11 protein-coding genes are annotated in these 18421 nt (G+C 73.2%); 7 read left to right on the forward strand and 4 right to left on the reverse strand.

The features are described 5' to 3' along the window. The first annotated feature begins 83 nt into the window (after window positions 1–83). The 3 genes from ABT263_RS04005 (at window position 84) to ABT263_RS04015 (ending at window position 7387) form a co-directional block, all read left to right on the forward strand. Window positions 84–815 (forward strand): VIT1/CCC1 transporter family protein, encoded by a 732-nt coding sequence (locus ABT263_RS04005; protein WP_329487203.1) that lies wholly within the window; start codon window positions 84–86, stop codon window positions 813–815. Between the two features lie 517 nt (window positions 816–1332). After that, on the forward strand, window positions 1333–5934 hold the full coding sequence (gene gltB / locus ABT263_RS04010) for a glutamate synthase large subunit (RefSeq protein WP_352287247.1): 4602 nt from the start codon (window positions 1333–1335) through the stop codon (window positions 5932–5934). After that, window positions 5927–7387 carry a glutamate synthase subunit beta gene (locus ABT263_RS04015; RefSeq protein WP_329487202.1) on the forward strand — a complete coding sequence of 487 codons (1461 nt, stop codon included), beginning with the start codon at window positions 5927–5929 and terminating at the stop codon, window positions 7385–7387. The genes gltB and ABT263_RS04015 overlap by 8 nt, the downstream gene beginning before the upstream one ends. A gap of 190 nt (window positions 7388–7577) precedes the next feature. Here the strand turns inward: ABT263_RS04015 and ABT263_RS04020 are convergent, their stop codons facing one another. After that, entirely contained in the window at window positions 7578–8063 is a 486-nt protein-coding gene (locus ABT263_RS04020; protein WP_352287215.1) for a winged helix-turn-helix domain-containing protein, read from the reverse strand. Here ABT263_RS04020 and ABT263_RS04025 point away from each other — a divergent pair. The 3 genes from ABT263_RS04025 to ABT263_RS04035 all read left to right on the forward strand — a co-directional run bounded on the left by ABT263_RS04025 (window position 7956) and on the right by ABT263_RS04035 (window position 11356). Next, window positions 7956–8861: an MFS transporter gene (locus ABT263_RS04025; protein WP_352287218.1), complete on the forward strand. Its 906-nt coding sequence runs from the start codon at window positions 7956–7958 to the stop codon at window positions 8859–8861. The two genes, ABT263_RS04020 and ABT263_RS04025, sit on opposite strands and share 108 nt — an antisense overlap. A gap of 79 nt (window positions 8862–8940) precedes the next feature. Continuing rightward, window positions 8941–9807 (forward strand): Sco1979 family transcriptional regulator, encoded by an 867-nt coding sequence (locus ABT263_RS04030; RefSeq protein ID WP_352287220.1) that lies wholly within the window; start codon window positions 8941–8943, stop codon window positions 9805–9807. A 91-nt stretch (window positions 9808–9898) separates the two neighbouring features. Then, on the forward strand, window positions 9899–11356 hold the full coding sequence (locus ABT263_RS04035; RefSeq protein ID WP_352287222.1) for an aldehyde dehydrogenase family protein: 1458 nt from the start codon (window positions 9899–9901) through the stop codon (window positions 11354–11356). Between the two features lie 89 nt (window positions 11357–11445). Here the strand turns inward: ABT263_RS04035 and ABT263_RS04040 are convergent, their stop codons facing one another. From ABT263_RS04040 to ABT263_RS04050, 3 genes are all read right to left on the reverse strand, one after another. Beyond that, window positions 11446–12015: a Uma2 family endonuclease gene (locus ABT263_RS04040; RefSeq protein WP_352287225.1), complete on the reverse strand. Its 570-nt coding sequence runs from the start codon at window positions 12013–12015 to the stop codon at window positions 11446–11448. A 104-nt stretch (window positions 12016–12119) separates the two neighbouring features. After that, window positions 12120–13946 carry a 5'-nucleotidase C-terminal domain-containing protein gene (locus ABT263_RS04045; protein ID WP_352287228.1) on the reverse strand — a complete coding sequence of 609 codons (1827 nt, stop codon included), beginning with the start codon at window positions 13944–13946 and terminating at the stop codon, window positions 12120–12122. Window positions 13947–14206: 260 nt separating this feature from the next. Beyond that, the gene (locus ABT263_RS04050; RefSeq protein WP_329492076.1) at window positions 14207–14884 is read right to left on the reverse strand and encodes a helix-turn-helix transcriptional regulator; all 678 of its coding nucleotides are present in this window, start codon (window positions 14882–14884) and stop codon (window positions 14207–14209) included. A 536-nt stretch (window positions 14885–15420) separates the two neighbouring features. On the opposite strand from ABT263_RS04050, the gene ABT263_RS04055 reads away from it, so the two are divergent. Continuing rightward, window positions 15421–18421 (forward strand): AAA family ATPase (locus ABT263_RS04055; protein WP_352287231.1); only part of this gene is annotated, 3001 nt, incomplete at its 3' end.

Below are 18421 nucleotides of genomic sequence, written 5' to 3' on the forward strand. Positions count from 1 at the left end.
GCCTTACTTTGCTGGAAGTGCCCAGGCCGGAAGGACTACGTTCGGGTCGTCGGACGATCGGACGGAGACCCGGGACCGTGAGCGTGACCACCCTTGAACCCGAGGCCGGGCAACACCCCCGCGTGCCCGCCGCAGGGCACCACCGCGATGTGAACGGCGGCTGGCTGCGGCCGGCGGTGTTCGGTGCGATGGACGGGCTGGTCTCCAACTTCGCGCTGATGACCGGCGTCGTCGGGGGCGCGGCCTCCAGCGGCACGGTGGTGATCACCGGCCTCGCCGGTCTGGCGGCCGGTGCCTGCTCGATGGCGGCGGGGGAGTACACCTCGGTGGCCTCGCAGCGCGAGCTGGTGCAGGCGGAGATCGAGGCCGAGCGGCTGGAGCTGCGCCGCAACCCGCAGGGCGAGCTGGCCGAGCTGGCCGAGCTCTACGCCTCGCGCGGGGTTGATCCGGAGCTGGCGCGCGAGGTGGCCCGGCAGCTCTCCGCCGATCCGGAGCGGACCCTGGAGGTCCACGCCCGGGAGGAGCTGGGGGTGGACCCCAACGACCTGCCCTCGCCGTGGGTCGCGGCCGGGTCCTCGTTCGTCTGCTTCGCGGTCGGCGCGCTGCTGCCGCTGCTGCCGTACCTGCTGGGCGCGACCTCGCTGCTGCCCGCGGTGCTGCTCGCGACGGGCGGCCTCTTCCTCTGCGGTGCGGTGGTCGCCCGGGTGACGGCGCGGACCTGGTGGTTCAGCGGGCTGCGGCAGCTGGTGCTGGGCGGGGCGGCGGCCGCGGTGACGTATCTGCTGGGCATGCTCATCGGCGGGCAGGTCGGCTGACCGGTGCCCGCCGGGGCCGCCGGGGCTGCTGACCGGGCCCGCCGGGGCTCTGTGGCGGCCGGGGCGGGGGAATCGTCGATTGCTACAGCAGGCTGCATGGTTATGCTGTGCAGCGCGTGACGTTCCGCACATGGGCCCGGATGCGCGGTCGTCCTAGTATCGGCCGAAGAGCCGCTGGTCCGAGGATTCCTTCGGTCCGATCGGCCCCGGAGGATCGAATCGCAGGCGCGCTCGTGGCGATCTTGTCGACGGGGGGTTTCGGTCCCGTTTCGGTCCTCCGCGGCACGGGCACACTGGAGGGAGCGCGCAGTCGGCAAACCGACTCCTCCCGCTCGCACTACTCGCCGGTAATAGCCCCTGACCTGGGGTCATGTCCGCCATATGGACGAGCTGTTCCACTTCTCGGGATATCCGGCATCATGTAACCTGCACGAAATCGCAGAGGGCCAACGTCGTCCCTATTGCACGAAGCTCATTGCTCAAGACGACGACGGGAGAGCCGATGCTGTCTGCATCCATGCACTCCGCCAACGAGCCCCAGGCCGGCGCCGCCCGCCCGCCGTACGCGCTCGTTCCGGATGCGCGACCTGCTGCTCAGGGCCTGTACGACCCGAGGAACGAGCACGACGCCTGTGGCGTCGGCTTCGTCGCCACGCTGACCGGCATCGCCGACCACAAGATCGTCGAGCAGGCGCTCACCGTCCTGCGCAACCTGGAGCACCGGGGTGCCACCGGCGCCGAGCCGGACTCCGGTGACGGCGCGGGCATCCTGACCCAGGTCCCCGACGCCTTCCTGCGCGCCAAGGTCTCCTTCGAGCTGCCCGCCGCCGGCTCCTACGCGGTCGGCATCGCCTTCCTGCCCGACGAGGACGCGGCCGCCGCCGCCGCCGTCGCGCAGATCGAGGCCATCGCCGCGGAGGAGGACCTCACCGTCCTCGGCTGGCGCGACGTCCCGGTCACCCCCGACCTGCTGGGCGCCACCGCCCGCTCGGTGATGCCGCGCTTCCGCCAGGTGTTCCTGGCCAAGGACGGCAGCGAGGGCATCACCCTCGACCGGCTCGCCTTCGTCGTCCGCAAGCGCTCCGAGCGCGAGGCCGGCGTGTACTTCCCGTCGCTCTCCGCGCGCACCATCGTCTACAAGGGCATGCTGACCACCGGCCAGCTGGAGCCCTTCTTCCCCGACCTGTCGGACCGGCTCTACGCCTCCGCGCTCGGCCTGGTGCACTCGCGCTTCTCCACCAACACCTTCCCGAGCTGGCCGCTCGCCCACCCGTACCGCTTCGTCGCGCACAACGGCGAGATCAACACGGTCAAGGGCAACCGGAACTGGATGACCGCCCGCGAGTCCCAGCTCGCCACCGACCTCATCCCGGCCAACAAGAACGGGCAGGGGCTCGACCGGATCTTCCCGATCTGCACCCCGGACCACTCCGACTCGGCCTCCTTCGACGAGGTCCTGGAGCTGCTCCACCTCGGCGGACGCTCGCTGCCGCACTCGGTGCTGATGATGATCCCGGAGGCGTGGGAGAACCACGCCACCATGGAGCCGGCCCGCCGCGCGTTCTACCAGTACCACTCCAACCTGATGGAGCCCTGGGACGGCCCGGCCTGCGTCACCTTCACCGACGGCACCCAGATCGGCGCCGTGCTGGACCGCAACGGCCTGCGCCCGGCCCGCTACTGGATCACCGAGGACGGCCTGGTCGTCCTCTCCTCCGAGGTCGGCGTGCTCGACATCGAGCAGGAGAAGATCGCCCGCAAGGGCCGGCTGCAGCCCGGCAAGATGTTCCTCATCGACACCGCGGAGCACCGCATCGTCGAGGACGAGGAGATCAAGTCCGCGCTGGCGTCCGAGCACCCCTACGCGGAGTGGGTCGACGGCGGCCAGATCCAGCTCGCCAAGCTGCCCGAGCGCGAGCACATCGCGCACACCCACGCGTCGGTGACCCGCCGCCAGCAGACCTTCGGGTACACCGAGGAGGAGCTGCGGGTCATCCTCGCGCCGATGGCCCGCACCGGTGGCGAGGCGCTCGGCTCGATGGGCACCGACAGCCCGATCGCGGCGCTCTCCGAGAAGCCGCGGCTGCTGTTCGACTACTTCGTGCAGCTCTTCGCGCAGGTCACCAACCCGCCGCTGGACGCCATCCGCGAGGAGCTCGTCACCTCGCTGCTGAGCAACCTCGGCCCCGAGGGCAACCTGCTGACCGCCGAGGCCGCCTCCTGCCGCTCGGTCGGCATCACCTTCCCGGTGATCGACAACGACGAGCTGGCCAAGCTCGTCCACATCAACCACGACGGGGACCAGCCCGGCCTCAAGGCCGTCACGCTCTCCGGCCTGTACAAGGTCGCCACCGGCGGCGAGGGCCTGGCCGCGCGGCTGGCCGAGATCGCCGCCGAGGCCGACGCCGCGATCGCCGACGGCGCCCGGATCGTGGTGCTCTCGGACCGGCACTCGGACGCCGAGCACGCGCCGATCCCCTCGCTGCTGCTCACCTCCGCGATCCACCACCACCTGATCCGCACCAAGCAGCGCACCCAGGTGTCGCTGCTGGTCGAGGCCGGCGACGTCCGCGAGGTGCACCACGTCGCGCTGCTGATCGGCTACGGCGCCGGCGCGGTCAACCCGTACCTGGCCATGGAGTCCGTCGAGGACCTCGTCGCCCAGGGAGTCTTCATCGAGGGCGTCGAGCCCGAGCGGGCCATCAAGAACCTGATCAAGGCGCTCGGCAAGGGCGTGCTCAAGGTCATGTCCAAGATGGGCATCTCCACCGTCGCCTCCTACCGCGGCGCGCAGGTCTTCGAGGCGATCGGCCTCTCCCAGGAGCTGGTCGGCGCCTACTTCGCGGGCACCACCACCAAGCTCGGCGGCATCGGCCTCGACGAGATCGCCAAGGAGGTGGCCGCCCGCCACGCCAAGGCGTACCCCGCCTCCGGCATCCCCGCCGCGCACCGCGCGCTGGAGATCGGCGGCGAGTACCAGTGGCGCCGCGAGGGCGAGCCGCACCTGTTCGACCCGGACACCGTCTTCCGGCTGCAGCACTCCACCCGCAACCGCCGGTACGACATCTTCAAGCAGTACACCGACCGGGTGAACGAGCAGTCCGAGCGCCTGATGACGCTGCGCGGCCTGTTCCGCCTCGACAACCTCGGCCGCACCCCGATCTCCGTCGACGAGGTCGAGCCGGTCTCCGAGATCGTCAAGCGCTTCTCCACCGGTGCCATGTCCTACGGCTCCATCTCGCTGGAGGCGCACGAGACGCTGGCCATCGCGATGAACCGGCTCGGCGGCAAGTCCAACACCGGTGAGGGCGGCGAGGACCCGGACCGCCTCTACGACCCCGAGCGCCGCTCGGCGATCAAGCAGGTCGCCTCCGGCCGGTTCGGCGTCACCTCCGAGTACCTGGTCAACGCGGACGACATCCAGATCAAGATGGCCCAGGGCGCCAAGCCCGGCGAGGGCGGCCAGCTGCCCGGCCACAAGGTCTACCCGTGGGTCGCCAAGACCCGGCACTCCACCCCGGGTGTCGGCCTGATCTCCCCGCCGCCGCACCACGACATCTACTCCATCGAGGACCTCGCCCAGCTGATCCACGACCTCAAGAACGCCAACCCGGCGGCCCGCATCCACGTGAAGCTGGTCTCCGAGGTCGGCGTCGGCACGGTCGCGGCCGGCGTCTCCAAGGCGCACGCGGACGTCGTGCTGGTCTCCGGCCACGACGGCGGCACCGGCGCCTCGCCGCTCACCTCGCTCAAGCACGCGGGCGGTCCCTGGGAGCTCGGCCTCGCCGAGACCCAGCAGACCCTGCTGCTCAACGGCCTGCGCGACCGCATCGTGGTGCAGACCGACGGCCAGCTGAAGACCGGCCGCGACGTCGTCATCGCCGCGCTGCTGGGCGCCGAGGAGTTCGGCTTCGCCACCGCCCCGCTGGTCGTCTCCGGCTGCATCATGATGCGCGTCTGCCACCTGGACACCTGCCCGGTCGGCGTCGCCACCCAGAACCCGGTGCTGCGCGAGCGCTTCTCCGGCAAGCCCGAGTTCGTCGTCAACTTCTTCGAGTTCATCGCCGAGGAGGTCCGCGAGATCCTCGCCGAGCTGGGCTTCCGCACGATCGAGGAAGCGGTCGGCCACGCCGAGCACATCAACGCCCAGGCCGCGATCGAGCACTGGAAGGCCGCCGGGCTCGACCTGGCGCCGCTGTTCCACGTCCCCGAGCTGCCCGAGGGCGCGGCCCTGCACCGCACCACCACGCAGGACCACGCGCTCGACAAGGCGCTGGACAACCAGCTGATCGACCTCGCCCAGGACGCCCTGGAGCGCGGCGACGCCGTCCGCATCCAGCTGCCGATCCGCAACGTCAACCGCACGGTCGGCACCATGCTCGGCCACGAGGTGACCAAGCGGTACCGCGGCGAGGGCCTGCCGGAGGGGACCATCGACGTCACCTTCACCGGCTCGGCCGGGCAGTCGTTCGGCGCCTTCCTGCCGAAGGGCATCACGCTGCGCCTGGAGGGCGACGCCAACGACTACGTCGGCAAGGGCCTCTCCGGCGGCGTGGTGATCGTCCGCCCGGCCCGCGAGGCGGCCGCGATCGGCGCCGACGCGCAGAGCCACGTGATCGCCGGCAACACCATCGGCTACGGCGCCACCAGCGGCCGCGTGCACCTGCGCGGCAAGGCCGGCGAGCGCTTCGCCGTCCGCAACTCCGGTGCCACCCTGGTGGTCGAGGGCGTCGGCGACCACGGCCTGGAGTACATGACCGGCGGCCGGGTCGTCATCCTCGGCGAGACCGGGCGCAACCTGGCGGCGGGCATGTCCGGCGGCGTCGCCTACGTGCTGGACCTGCGGCCCGCGAACGTCAACGACGGCATGGTGGGCATCGAGGCCCCGAGCGCCGCCGACCGCGAATGGCTGCGCGAGACCGTGCAGCAGCACTACGAGGAGACCGGCTCCACCGTCGCCGCCGAGCTCCTGGCCGACTGGGGCAGCGGGGTCTCCCGCTTCTCCACGATCATGCCGACCGACTACAAGGCTGTGCTCGCCGCCAAGGACGCCGCTGAGCGCGATGGACTCTCCGAGTCCGAGACCACTCGCAAGATGATGGAGGCGGCACGTGGCTGACCCCAAGGGCTTCCTGACCACCGGCAAGCAGCTGGCCGAGCGCCGGCCCGTGGACGTCCGTCTGCGGGACTGGAACGAGGTCTACGTCGAACGCAGCCTCCTGCCGATCATCAGCAAGCAGGCCGGCCGCTGCATGGACTGCGGCATCCCGTTCTGCCACAACGGCTGCCCGCTCGGGAACCTCATCCCCGAGTGGAACGACCTGGCCTACCGGGACGACTTCGTCGGCGCGATCGAGCGGCTGCACGCGACCAACAACTTCCCGGAGTTCACCGGGCGGCTCTGCCCGGCTCCCTGCGAGTCCGCGTGCGTGCTGGGCATCAACCAGGACGCGGTGACCATCAAGAACGTCGAGGTCACCATCATCGACAAGGCCTGGGACCGGGGCGGCGTCACGCCGCAGATCCCCGAGCGGCTCTCCGGCAAGACGGTCGCCGTGGTGGGCTCCGGCCCGGCCGGCCTGGCCGTCGCCCAGCAGCTCACCCGGGCCGGGCACACCGTGGTGGTGTACGAGCGCGCCGACCGCGTCGGCGGCCTGCTGCGCTACGGCATCCCCGAGTTCAAGATGGAGAAGCGCCACATCAACCGCCGCATCGAGCAGATGCGGGCGGAGGGCACCCGGTTCCGCACCGGCGTCCACGTGGGCGAGGACATCACCGGCCAGCAGCTGCGCGAGCGCTTCGACGCGGTGGTCGTGGCCGCCGGTGCGACGACCGCCCGCGACCTGCCGGTGCCCGGGCGCGAGCTCAAGGGCATCCACCAGGCGATGGAGTACCTGCCGCTGGCCAACAAGGTGCAGGAGGGCGACTTCGTCGACTCGCCGATCAGCGCCAAGGGCAAGCACGTCATCGTCATCGGCGGCGGCGACACCGGCGCGGACTGCCTCGGCACCGCGCTGCGCCAGGGGGCGGCCTCGGTCACCCAGCTGGAGATCATGCCGCGCCCCAGCGACGAGCGCCCCGGCCACCAGCCCTGGCCGACCATGCCGATGACCTACAAGGTCACCTCGGCCCACGAGGAGGGCGGCGAGCGGGTCTACGCCGTCAACACCACCCACTTCACGGGCGACGAGGACGGCAACGTCCAGGAGCTGCACCTGGTCGAGGTCGAGTTCCGGGACGGCCGCTTCGAGCCGGTCCCCGGCACCGAGCGGGCGATCCCGGCCCAGCTGGTCACCCTGGCCATGGGCTTCACCGGCACGGACGTGAAGAACGGCCTGGTCGAGCAGCTTGGCGTCGACCTGGACGCACGGGGTAATGTGGCCCGGGACGGGAAGTTCGCCACCAATGTCGATGGCGTCTACGTCTGCGGGGACGCCGGTCGTGGCCAGTCGCTGATCGTCTGGGCCATCGCGGAGGGCCGTTCGGCCGCCGCCGCGGTGGACAAGTACCTGGGCGGCAAGACCCCGCTGCCCGCCCCGATCCGCCCGACGGACCGCCCGCTGGTGGTCTGACCCCCGGCCGGACCACCGGCGGCCACTCCCGCCGGTGGACCCGTCCACCCCCAGAGCGCCCGGCACCGCATCGCCGGGAGTACGAGCCGCTCCTCCCGCCAGTGTCGCCGGGCCAAACGCGGTCCCACGGCGCCTGCCCTCTCCCCGACCAAGTTGAGGGCAGGTGCCGCTTTCGTGCGCCCGCGGCGGTTCAGACCCGGTGCGTCGCCGGGGCGATCGTGACGGTGGGGCGGGGGAGGCCCGGATCGCCGGGCCGGGGCGGCAGCCCCCGGTCGCTCCCCCCGGCGGTGACCGTCAGGACGGCGAACACCAGGGCCGTGAGGGCCAGCACGGTGAGCAGCAGGGCGGCGGGGCTCGGGCGGCGTCGGCGCATGGCGCTTGGACGGCCCGGGGGCCGCGGCGGTTCCGGGCCCCGGCCGCGCGGCGGTCTTCGCGCCTCGGCCGCGCGGCGGCGGTTCTCGGGGCTCAGCCGCGCAGCAGCAGTTCCGCGGCCTCGGTGCGCAGGTAGAGGACGGTGCGGCCGGCGCGGTGGCGGGCGGCCAGGCCCGCTCCGCGCAGGGCCGGTGAGGTGGTGCGACACGTTGGCGGCCGACAGGCCGGTCCGGGCGGCGAGTTCGGTGGTCGAGGCGGGTGCGTCGAGTTCGGCGAGCAGCCGGGCCCTGGTCCGCCCGATCACCCGGGCCAGGCCGTCGGGCACGGTGGCGCCGGAGGTCTCCCCCTCGGCGGGGCGCTGGGCGCCCTCCTGGTGGCCGGCGGCGGCACCGGGAGCCTGCGGCTGCTGGTGGCGCTCAACGGCGTCAGCTACGTCGTCGCGACCGCCCTGCTGGCCACCTGGCGGCCGGCCCCGGCGGCCGCGCCGGCGGAGGTGGCGGCCCCGGCCGAGGAGGCGGGCGGCTACCGCGCGGTGCTGCGCGACCGCCGGTACCTGCTGCTGGTCGCCGTCAACCTCACCTTCGTCTTCGGCTCGATGATCCTGAGCATGCTGCTCGCCGTCTACCTCACCGAGGGCCTGCACCGCGAGCCCTGGGTGGCCGGTTCGCTGCTGGTGCTCAACGGCCTCCAGGTCGTCCTCACCGGCAACCTGGTGGCCGGGCGGCTGGAGCGGTTCCGGCCGACCAGGGTGCTCGCCGCCGCCTCGCTCCTCAACGCCCTCGCCTTCGGCGGCTTCGCCCTGGTGGCCGCCGCCCCCGGCTGGGCCGTCCTCGCCGCGCTCTACGCCGCGGTGTTCCTCTACAACCTCGCCGAGACCATGGCCACCCCCTTCCGGGAGGAGCTCAGCGTCTCGCTCGCCGACCCCGGGCTGCGCGGCCGCTACCTGGCGGTCTACCAACTGTCCTGGAACATCGGCCAGGCCGTCGCTCCCGCCCTGCTCACCCTGCTGCTGGGGCGCGGCCCCGCCTGGCCGTGGCTGTTCCTGCTGGTCCTGAGCCTGGCCGCGGTACCCGGGCTGCTACGCCTGGAACGCGATCGCTGACGGACTGTTGTTTGTCCGTGTCAGATGGCAGACTGCGGCCGACGGCCGGGGGGCTGCGCGACGTGCGGAGGGTGACGCGATGAGCATGACTCAGGCAGGCGGAGGTGCCACGGTCCGGCGCCTGCTACTGGGCTCCCAACTGCGAAGGCTGCGGGAGGCCAGAGGCGTCAGCCGGGAGGAGGCCGGGTACTCGATCCGCGCCTCCGAGTCGAAGATCAGCCGGATGGAACTCGGCCGGGTCGGCTTCAAGGAGCGCGACGTCGCCGACCTGCTCACGCTGTACGGGGTCGAGGCCGAGCAGGAGCGGGCCTCGGTGCTCGGGCTGGTCCGCGACGCCAACGCGACGTCCTGGTGGCACGGTTACGGCGACGTGCTGCCGGGCTGGTTCCAGACCTACCTCGGCCTGGAGGAGGCCGCCACCGAGATCCGCAGCTACGAGGTGCAGTTCGTCCACGGGCTGCTGCAGACCGCCGACTACGCGCGGGCGGTGATCACCCACGGCGGCCACGTCACCGAGGCCGACGAGGTCGAGCGGCGGGTCGAGGTCCGGCTGAAACGCCAGCGGGTGCTCACCGCCGACCGGGCGCCGCGACTGCTCGCCGTCCTGGACGAGGCCGCACTGCGCCGCCCCTGGGGCGGGCCCGAGCTGATGCGGGCGCAGATCGACCGGCTGCTGGAGCTGACCGAACTGCCCAACGTCGTGCTCCAGGTGATGCCGCTGCGCTTCGGCGGGCTGCGCGCCGAGGGCGGCGCCTTCTCGGTACTGAGCTTCGCCGAACCGGAGCTCGCGGACGTCGTCTACCTGGAGCAGTTCACCACCGCGCTCTACCTGGACAAGCCCGCCGAGGTGGCCGAGTACTCCGGCGCGGCGGACCGCCTGGTGGCCGACAGTCTCACCCCCGAGCTGACCCGGGAACTTCTTCGCTCCGTACGCCAAGAACTGTGAGGCGTCAGTACGATGAGCCCTGATCAGATCTGATCGAGGAGAGCCTGCGGGCTTTCCCGCAGCTTTCCCGAATCAGCACGAGAGGGATCAGATGTCGTACCTTTCCGAGTTGGCGCTGCAGTACATCGACGGCGAGTGGCGGACCGGCAGCGGCTCCTGGGACATCGTCGACGTCGACCCCTACACCGGCGACAAGCTCGCCACCATCACCGTCGCCACCGTCGAGGAGGTCGACCGGGCGTACCGCGCGGCCGAGCGGGCGCAGAAGGAGCGGGCCGCCACCAACCCCTACGCGCGCCGGCTGGTCTTCGAGCGCGCGCTGCGCATCGTCGAGGAGCGCGAGGCGGAGATCACCGAGGCGATCATGGCCGAGCTGGGCGGAACCGCCCTCAAGGCCGGGTTCGAACTCTCCCTCACCAAGGACATGCTGCGCGAGTCGATGCAGCTGTCGCTGCGCGCCGAGGGCCGGCTGCTGCCCTCGCCCGTGGAGGGCAAGGAGAACCGCCTGTACCGCCTCCCGGTCGGCGTGGTCGGTGTGATCAGTCCGTTCAACTTCCCGCTGTTCCTCTCGCTGAAGGCGGTCGCGCCGGCCCTCGCGCTCGGCAACGGCGTGGTGCTCAAGCCGCACCAGGAGACCCCGGTGGTGGGCGGCACGCTGATCGCCAGGATCTTCGAGGAGGCGGGCCTGCCGGCCGGTCTGCTGAACGTCGTCATCACCGACATCGCCGAGATCGGGGACGCGTTCATCGAGCACCCCGTCCCCAAGGTGATCTCCTTCACCGGCTCGGACAAGGTCGGCCGGCACGTCGCCACCGTCGCCGCCTCGCACTTCAAGCGCACGGTGCTGGAGCTCGGCGGCAACAGCGCGCTGATCGTGCTCGACGACGCCGACCTGGACTACGCGGTCGACGCCGCGGTGTTCAGCCGCTTCGCCCACCAGGGCCAGGTCTGCATGGCGGCCAACCGGGTGCTGGTCGACCGCAGCGTCGAGGCGGAGTTCACCGAGCGGTTCGTCCGCAAGGTCGCCACGCTGCGGGTCGGCGACCCGAAGGACCCGGCCACCCAGATCGGCCCGCTGATCAACCCGGTGCAGGCCGACGCCATCACCGCCCAGGTCGACCAGGCGATCGCCGGCGGGGCCACCGCCCTGCTGCGCGGCGAGACCAACGGCAGCCTGATGGACCCGGTCGTGCTCGGCGGCCTGCCGGCCGGCGCGCCGATCCTGCAGCGCGAACTCTTCGGCCCGGTCGTCCTGGTGGTGCCGTTCGACGGTGAGGACGAGGCGGTCCGGATCGCCAACGACACCCCCTTCGGGCTCAGCGGGGCCGTGCACACGGCGGACGTGGAGCGCGGTGTGCGGGTGGCGCAGCGGATCGAGACCGGCATGATCCACGTCAACGACGGGACCATCGCCGACGAGGCGGTGGTGCCGTTCGGCGGCGAGAAGAACTCCGGGGTGGGCCGCCTCAACGGCGAGTCCACGGTGGACGCCTTCACCACGGTGAAGTGGATCTCCATCCAGCACGGGCGCAGCCGCTTCCCGTTCTGACCCCTCGGGCCCGCCGGGCCGGACGCGGGCGCCCCGCCACCGGGACCACCGGTGGCCGGGGGCCCCGCCCGCCGCGCGGGCGCCCGGGCTCAGCGGGGGTAGCGGATCAGCTCGGTGGTGGTGAGCTCGAAGGCGAACGGCTCCGGGACGGGCACCCGGTCGCCGAACCCGCCGCTCCACCGGCGGCGGTAGACGCCGTTGCCGGGTTCGGAGTGGAGGGTGAGCGTGCCGTCGCGCGGGTCGATCACCAGGTACAGCGGGATCCGCATCAGCGGGTAGTCGCGGACCTTGCCGACCAGGTCGTTCTCCGGATTCGAGGGCGAGACGATCTCGACCGCGATCGCCGCCAGCTCTGCCGGGACGTCGTTGCCGCCGAGCTCGACCACCGAGACCGGGATGTAGGTGAGGTCCGGATTGCGCAGCTTGCCGACGTTCGGCGAGGCGAGGTCGGTGTTCTCGCTGGGCATCAGGTCGGACGGCCGGTGCGCGTCGAACTGCTCCCGGACGATCAGCAGGTTGCGTTGGTGGATCACCGACGGGCCCGCCATCATGATGATCTCGTCGCCGGAGATCTCGATCTTCCACCCCGACGGCGGAGTCAGGCCCTGCGCGTACGCCAGGAGCTGGGCATGTCGTTCGGGGACACGGAACTCGGTCATGCCGCCATCCTCCCACCGCGACCGGCCCGCCGGGCCGGACGCGGGCGCCCCGCCACCGGGGAAGGGGTGGCGGGGCGGTCGCGGCGGTCGTGGGGCGGGCGGGGTCAGAACACCGGGCGGCCGGCCCGGACCAGGCGCCAGGACTCGGCGGCGAAGTCGGCCGGGTCGATGACGCCCCGGGCCTTCACCCAGGCGATCATCGCGTTGCGGATCTCGTCCGAGTTGGCCCACACCTTCGGGGCGGCCGCGACGTGCGGGAAGTTGCCGCCGCCGTTGGCACGGTAGTTGTTCACCGCGAGGACGAACTGGGCGGCGGGGTCGACCGGCTTGCCCTCGAAGGTGAGGTTGACGATCCGCGAGCCGGCCGGCTGGGCGATGTCGATGTCGTAGCCCAGGCCGTACACCGAGTCGTAGTTGTAGTCCGGGGTGTTCTGCGCGTTGGTCAGGGCGGCCTTGTCGACCGGCGCGTCCGGGGCGAGCTGGTTGTAGTACCGGGCCGAGAACTCCAGGTAGTCCTTGAGCTGGGCGCCCGTCAGGATGCGGGCCTCCAGGGTGTTCTCGTAGATGTACAGGCCCGCCGCGTCGCGCAGCTTGACCTGGCCGGACGGGATCACCGCGGTGCGGTTGAAGGGCGCGGCCTGCGCGAGCACCGGCAGCTTGGCGTACTGGCCGCCGGCCAGCGCCTCCTTGACCACGTCGGCCTGGACGCGGCCGATCAGGTCGATGATCGGGACGTCCCGGAACGGCGCCTCGGCGATCGACAGCTCGATCTTCGCGGTGCCGATGACCTGGTTGACGTACTCGACCACCTTCTTGTGCTGGTCGGTCATCAGGCCGACGATCTCCGGGTCCTCCGGGACGGTGTTGGAGTTCAGCACCCGGGAGGAGAGCGAGACCACCTTCCAGGCGCCGTTGTCCAGCTCCACCTCGAAGTCGAAGCAGGTCAGCCGCTGGCCCCAGCAGAGCGGCTCGGAGAGCACGACCGTCCGGCCGGTGTCCTTGTTGACGACCAGCCGCTGCGGGATCTCCTTGTGCGCGTGGCCCACCAGGACGGCGTCGATGCCCGCGACCTGCTCGGCCAGCGCGACCGAGGCGTTCTCCGCCCACGGCAGCTGGTCGCCGTAGGAGGTGGCCTCGTCCATGCCGGAGTGGCAGGCCACCACGACGACGTCCGCGCCGGCCGCGCGGACCTTGGGCACCCAGACCTTCGCGGTCTCCACGATGCCGGGGAAGGTCATCTTGCCGGCGACGTTCGCCTTGTCCCAGATCGCGATGCCCGGGTTGGTCAGGCCCAGGATGCCGACCTTGAGGGCCGGGCCGTTGCCCAGCCGCAGCTTGCGGATCACGTACGGCGGGAAGGCCGGCTTGTCGGTGCGGGCGTTCAGCGCGTTGGCGCCCAGCAGCGGGAAGTCCAGCTGCTCCTCGTAGGCGCGCAGGGTGTCGATGCCGTAGTTGAACTCGTGGTTGCCGAGCGCCGCGGCCGTGTACTCCATGGTGTTCATGGCGAGCGCCATCGGGTGCTCGGGCGCGGTGTCGGCCTCGGTGGCGATCGGGTCGACCCGGGCGTAGTAGTAGGTCAGCTGGGTGCCCTGGATGGTGTCGCCGGCGTCGATCAGCAGGGTGCGGTCCCAGCCCTTCTCCTCGCGGACCTGCTTGGCCAGCGTGGAGATCTTGGCGAGGCCGACCTCGTTGTGCGCCTTGTCGGCGTAGACCGCGTCGGTGAAGTAGTCCCAGTTGAGCACCCGGCCGTGCAGGTCGGTGGTGCCCATGACGGTGAAGGCCTGCTTCTTGGCCCGCCCCTTGGCGCGGGCCTCGTCCGGGCCCGCCGCCGCGGCGGGCGTGGCGGCGACGAGGCCGGCGCCGCCGGCCAGGGCGGCGCCGGCGGCGGTGGCGGCGGACCGGGCGACGAAGTCACGACGGTTCAGAGGCATGGACGGCTCTCCCGGGTGGGGACGGCGAATGGGTCGTCAGGTGTGGTGACGCGCGTAGAGGTACGCGCGTAGAAGTGTGCCGCGCGACCCGGCCGATGGGTAGCCCCGAAACGTTTCCAGCAGGTGAGATCTTGGCGACTCGTTCGTGACACCGCCGCACCGGCATGGCGCACCGCACCCGCCGCGGCCGGAAAACGGCCCACCCGCCGCGCCGGCGGACGGGACGCGGCGGGCGGGTGGCCGAAGGACGGGCGCGGGGCCTAGATGTACCCCTCGCGGACCGCGTGGGCGACCGCGTGGGCCCGATTGCGCAACTGCAGCCGGGTCGTCAACCCGTGCAGGACGTTCTTGACCGTGCGCTCGGAGTACGACAACCGGGCCGCGATCTCACCCGTGTCCCAGCCCTCGGCGACCAGCCGCAGCACGTCCGACTCCCGCTCGGACAGCCCCGACGGCGCATGGCCCGGCATCCCCTGGACGCTCCGCTGCAACCGGCCCACCTGGCTGATCAGCCGCCCCAGCAGGTCCGCCGGCAGGTCACCGTCACCCCGGGCCGCCGCCAGCACCGCCCGGCCCAGCCGCTCGGCGGTGGCCTCCCGGCGCCAGATGATCGCGGCCACGCCGCACTCCACCGCCTCCAGCAGCTCGGCCTCGCGCATCCGCTCGACGACCAGCACCACCCGCTGCTCGGCGCCGCGCACCAGCCGCCGCAGGTTCGCCATCACGGCGGCGTCCGCCGACTCGGCCAGCAGCACGGTGACCGCCCCCGGTGTGGTCGGCGCACCCGGCGCCGGATCCAACAGCTCCAGCCCCGGGTGGCGGCGCAGCTGCGCCTCCGCCCCGGCCCGCGAGATCGGGTCCGCGGCCTGGACGACGACGCTGGTCCGGCCACCGCTGGACGGGGGAGCGGCGGACGGGGCGACGTGCCGGGCGGACATCGGACGCTGCGGCGGCACCATCCGCTGGCCCGCCGACGCGGGAGCGTGCCTGGGCACGGCCCGGCGTTCGTGGTCGGTGTGCAGGACAGTCAAGCTGGCCCCCTCCTGGAAAATCCCCGGCTCGCGGCCGGACGGCGGTGCGCCGCGCCCAGGCCCTTACAGGGCCCGGCGGGCACAGGCGTGCGGCGTGCGATGCGGGAACGACGACGGCCCCCCGGTAGGCTCCATGGTCCCCGCCACGGGCGGCCACGGCCATCGTGGTCCACCACGAGATCGGCCACCCGACGGCAACGGAGCAGCGCAGCGCCGCGCGGACACGCGGACGACTGGCGCGGCCCCGGCCCCGGCGGGGGCGGTGCGGGGCGCGGAGGGCAGCCGGACGGATCGGGCGGGGGTGGGGTGCGGAGCGGCTCCGAAAGGGGTGCGACGAGAATCACAGCTCTAACCGAGCCGCTGACACGGCGTCAAGCCGTTTCCCTGCACAACGGGGAAAAGTGCCCGTCCGGTCATCGGCGGGCGTCGCGGGAGGGAAGCAGATGAGTACCGTCAGGACGCGCCGACACCAGCAGGACCGGACCGTCGCCGCACCACCGCACCTCGCGGCCCGCGACCCCCAGCTGCGCCGGATCGCCGCACTCGCCACCCGCGCCCGGACCGGCACCGGCGGCGTCCTGCTGGTCACCGGCGCCGCCGGCACCGGCCGCAGCGCCCTGCTCGCCGAAGCCGCCCGCCGCGAGGCCGCCCACGGCACCACCGTGCTGTGGGCCCGCTGCTCCGTCGACGAGGCCACCACCCCCTACGCCGCCGCCCGCCAGCTGTTCGAGGCCGCCCCCGGCCAGGGCACACCGCCCACCGGGACCGGCCGCACCGCCCCCGACACCGACACCGACCTCTGGGCCCTGCTGCGCCTGCACGCCGCCCACAGCCCCGTCCTGCTCGCCGTCGACGACATCCACCTCGCCGACCGGGCCTCCCGGGACTGGCTGCTCCAGCTCGCCCGCCGGATCGACCGGCTGCCCGTCCTCCTGCTGGCCACCGAACGCCGCCAGAGCGCCCTCGGCAGCCCGCCCGCCCGCTTCGGCCGCGGCCTGCCCCCCGGACTGGCCGGCACCACCCGGCTCGACCCCCTCGACACCACCGCCGCCACCCGGCTCGCCGAACTCCACCTCGGCCTCGGCGCCCCGCCCGCCCTCGCCGACGACTGCGTCCGCGCCACCGGCGGCAACCCGCTGCTGCTCACCGCACTCCTCGCCGACCTGCGCGACCACCCCGACGAGTGCTGCCCCGCCGCCTTCACCGCCCTGCCCGCCCCGCCCGCCCTCGTCGCCCTCCCGGCCCTGCCCGCGCCCCGCGCCCTCACCACCCTGCGCGCCCTGCCCGACAGCTGCGCCCGGATGCCCGGCGGCGCCTTCCCCGAAGCCGTCGAACAGTGGCTGCGCGGCGGCGGCGACCGCGCCCTCACCGCCGCCCGCGTCCTCGCCCGGATGCAGGAACACCCCGCCGCCCGCACCGCCCCCCTGCCCGGTGCCGGGGACTTCGACCCGGTACCGATGCTCGCCGAACTCGCCGGCGCCGACCCCGACCAGCTCACCGGCTGGCTCGCCGAGCTCACCGCCCAGAAGCTGCTCGACGACCCCGGCCCCGGCCGCTGGCCCCGCTTCACCCACCCGCTGCTCACCGACGCCGTCCTGGCCGGCCACGAACCCGGCCACCGCGCCCGCGTCCACCGCGCCGCCGCCGAGTTCCTGCACCGCACCGGAGCACCCGACGAACGCGTCGCCGGACACCTCCTGCTCACCCCCGCCCCCGCCCCGCGCTGGGCCGCGGAAGCCCTGCGCCGCGCCGCCCGCAAGGCCGCCGGGGCCGACCGCCCCGAGGACGCCGTCAGCCTGCTGCGCCGGGTCCTCACCGAGCCGCTCAACGACCGCCGGCGCGGCCTGCTGCTCACCGAGCTCGGCGGCCTGGAGGTCACCCTCGGCCCGGCCGAGCGCACCGCGGGGGTCCGCCACCTCGCCGAGGCCGTCCACCTCCAGCAGTCCGACGAAGGCGTCTTCCAGACCGCCAACACGCTCGGCGCCGTACTGGCCGCCCGCGGCGACGCCCCCGCGGCGCTGGAACTGATGGAGGAACTGGCCGAACGCTTCGCCGACCGCGACGACCTCGTCCACGCCGTCCAGGCCGCCGCCGCACTGATCGCCGCGCACGACGGCCACAGCTGGCTCCAGGTGGTCGAGGGCGTCCAGCGGTTCGCCGCCCGCACCCAGCACCGGCTCGCACCGCCCGCGTACGCGCTGCTCACCGAGTTCGACTCGACCAGCGGGGTGCTCTCCGCGGCCGAGGTCGCCACCCGGGTCAAGGACCTGCTCGACGCCCCGGTCGACCCGCTCTGCCGCTCCTACGTCCTGGTCTCCGCCGCCACCCTGGCCCAGTGGGCGGACCTGCTGCCCGAGGCGGACCGGCTGGTGGCGCGCGGCCTGGCCGCGTACCGGGGACCCTCGCTGGACCCCGGCTACCAGTGCCTGCTGAGCGTGCGCGCCGAGAGCCGGGTGATGCGCGGCGAGTACCAGGCACTGCTCGACGACCTCGCGCTGACCGGATCGTCCGCCGCGTCGGCCGCCGCCGCGTCCGCGCCCGCCGCCTGCGCGGGGCCCGCCGCGCTCCCGGGACCGGCGCCCGCCCCCGCCCAGGCGGCCCCGCCCGCCCCCGCCCAGGCCGTCCGCCAGGGGCTGCGGACCGGCGCCCGCGGCCGGTCCGGTGGCGAGAGCGCCGATCGGCCCGAACGCCACGAGCGCTCCGTCTGGTCCTGGTGGTGCGGGACACCGGCGGACACCGGCCCGGACGCCACCGGCCCGGGCCACCCGGGCGCCTGCGCCCCGGGCACCGCGGGCCCGCACCCCGCGGACCGCGACGTCACCACCCCGGGCGCCGCGACCGCGCCCGGTGAACCGGCCGAAGCCGACGCACAGGCCCCCGCCACCTACGCCGGCCTGCTCGGCCAGCAGAACGCCCACCTCGTCGCCCAGGCCGTCATCGCCCTGACCGAGACCGGCCGCTACTGGCAGGCCCACGGCCTCGCCCGCGCCGTCGCCGCCGACCGCGCCCAGGGCTCCTGGGAGTGGAACGAGTACCTGTACGCCCGCGGCCTGCTCCGACTCGCCACCGGCGAACCGGCCGAAGCCCTCGTCGACCTGATGGAATGCGGCCGCCGCCAGGGCGAACGGCACGTCCTCAGCCCCATCGTCACCCCCTGGCGCTCCGCCGCCGCCGACTGCCACACCGCCCTCGGCGAACCCGGCCCCGCCGTCGCCCTCGCCGAGGAGGAACTGCGGCTCGCCCGGATCTGGGGCACCCCGCGCACCGTCGGCCGCGCCCTGCGCGCCCTCGGCGCCGCCACCGGCGGCCGCCACGGACTCGACCTCGCCGCCGAGGCCGTCGAACTCCTGCGCACCGCCGAGATCGAGACCGAACTCATCCCCGCACTGATCACCCACGGCCGCCTGCTCGCCGACGGCGGCCGGCGCGGCGCCGGCCGCCGTC

This window comes from Kitasatospora sp. NPDC001603 (assembly GCF_040298365.1).
Classification (GTDB): domain Bacteria; phylum Actinomycetota; class Actinomycetes; order Streptomycetales; family Streptomycetaceae; genus Kitasatospora.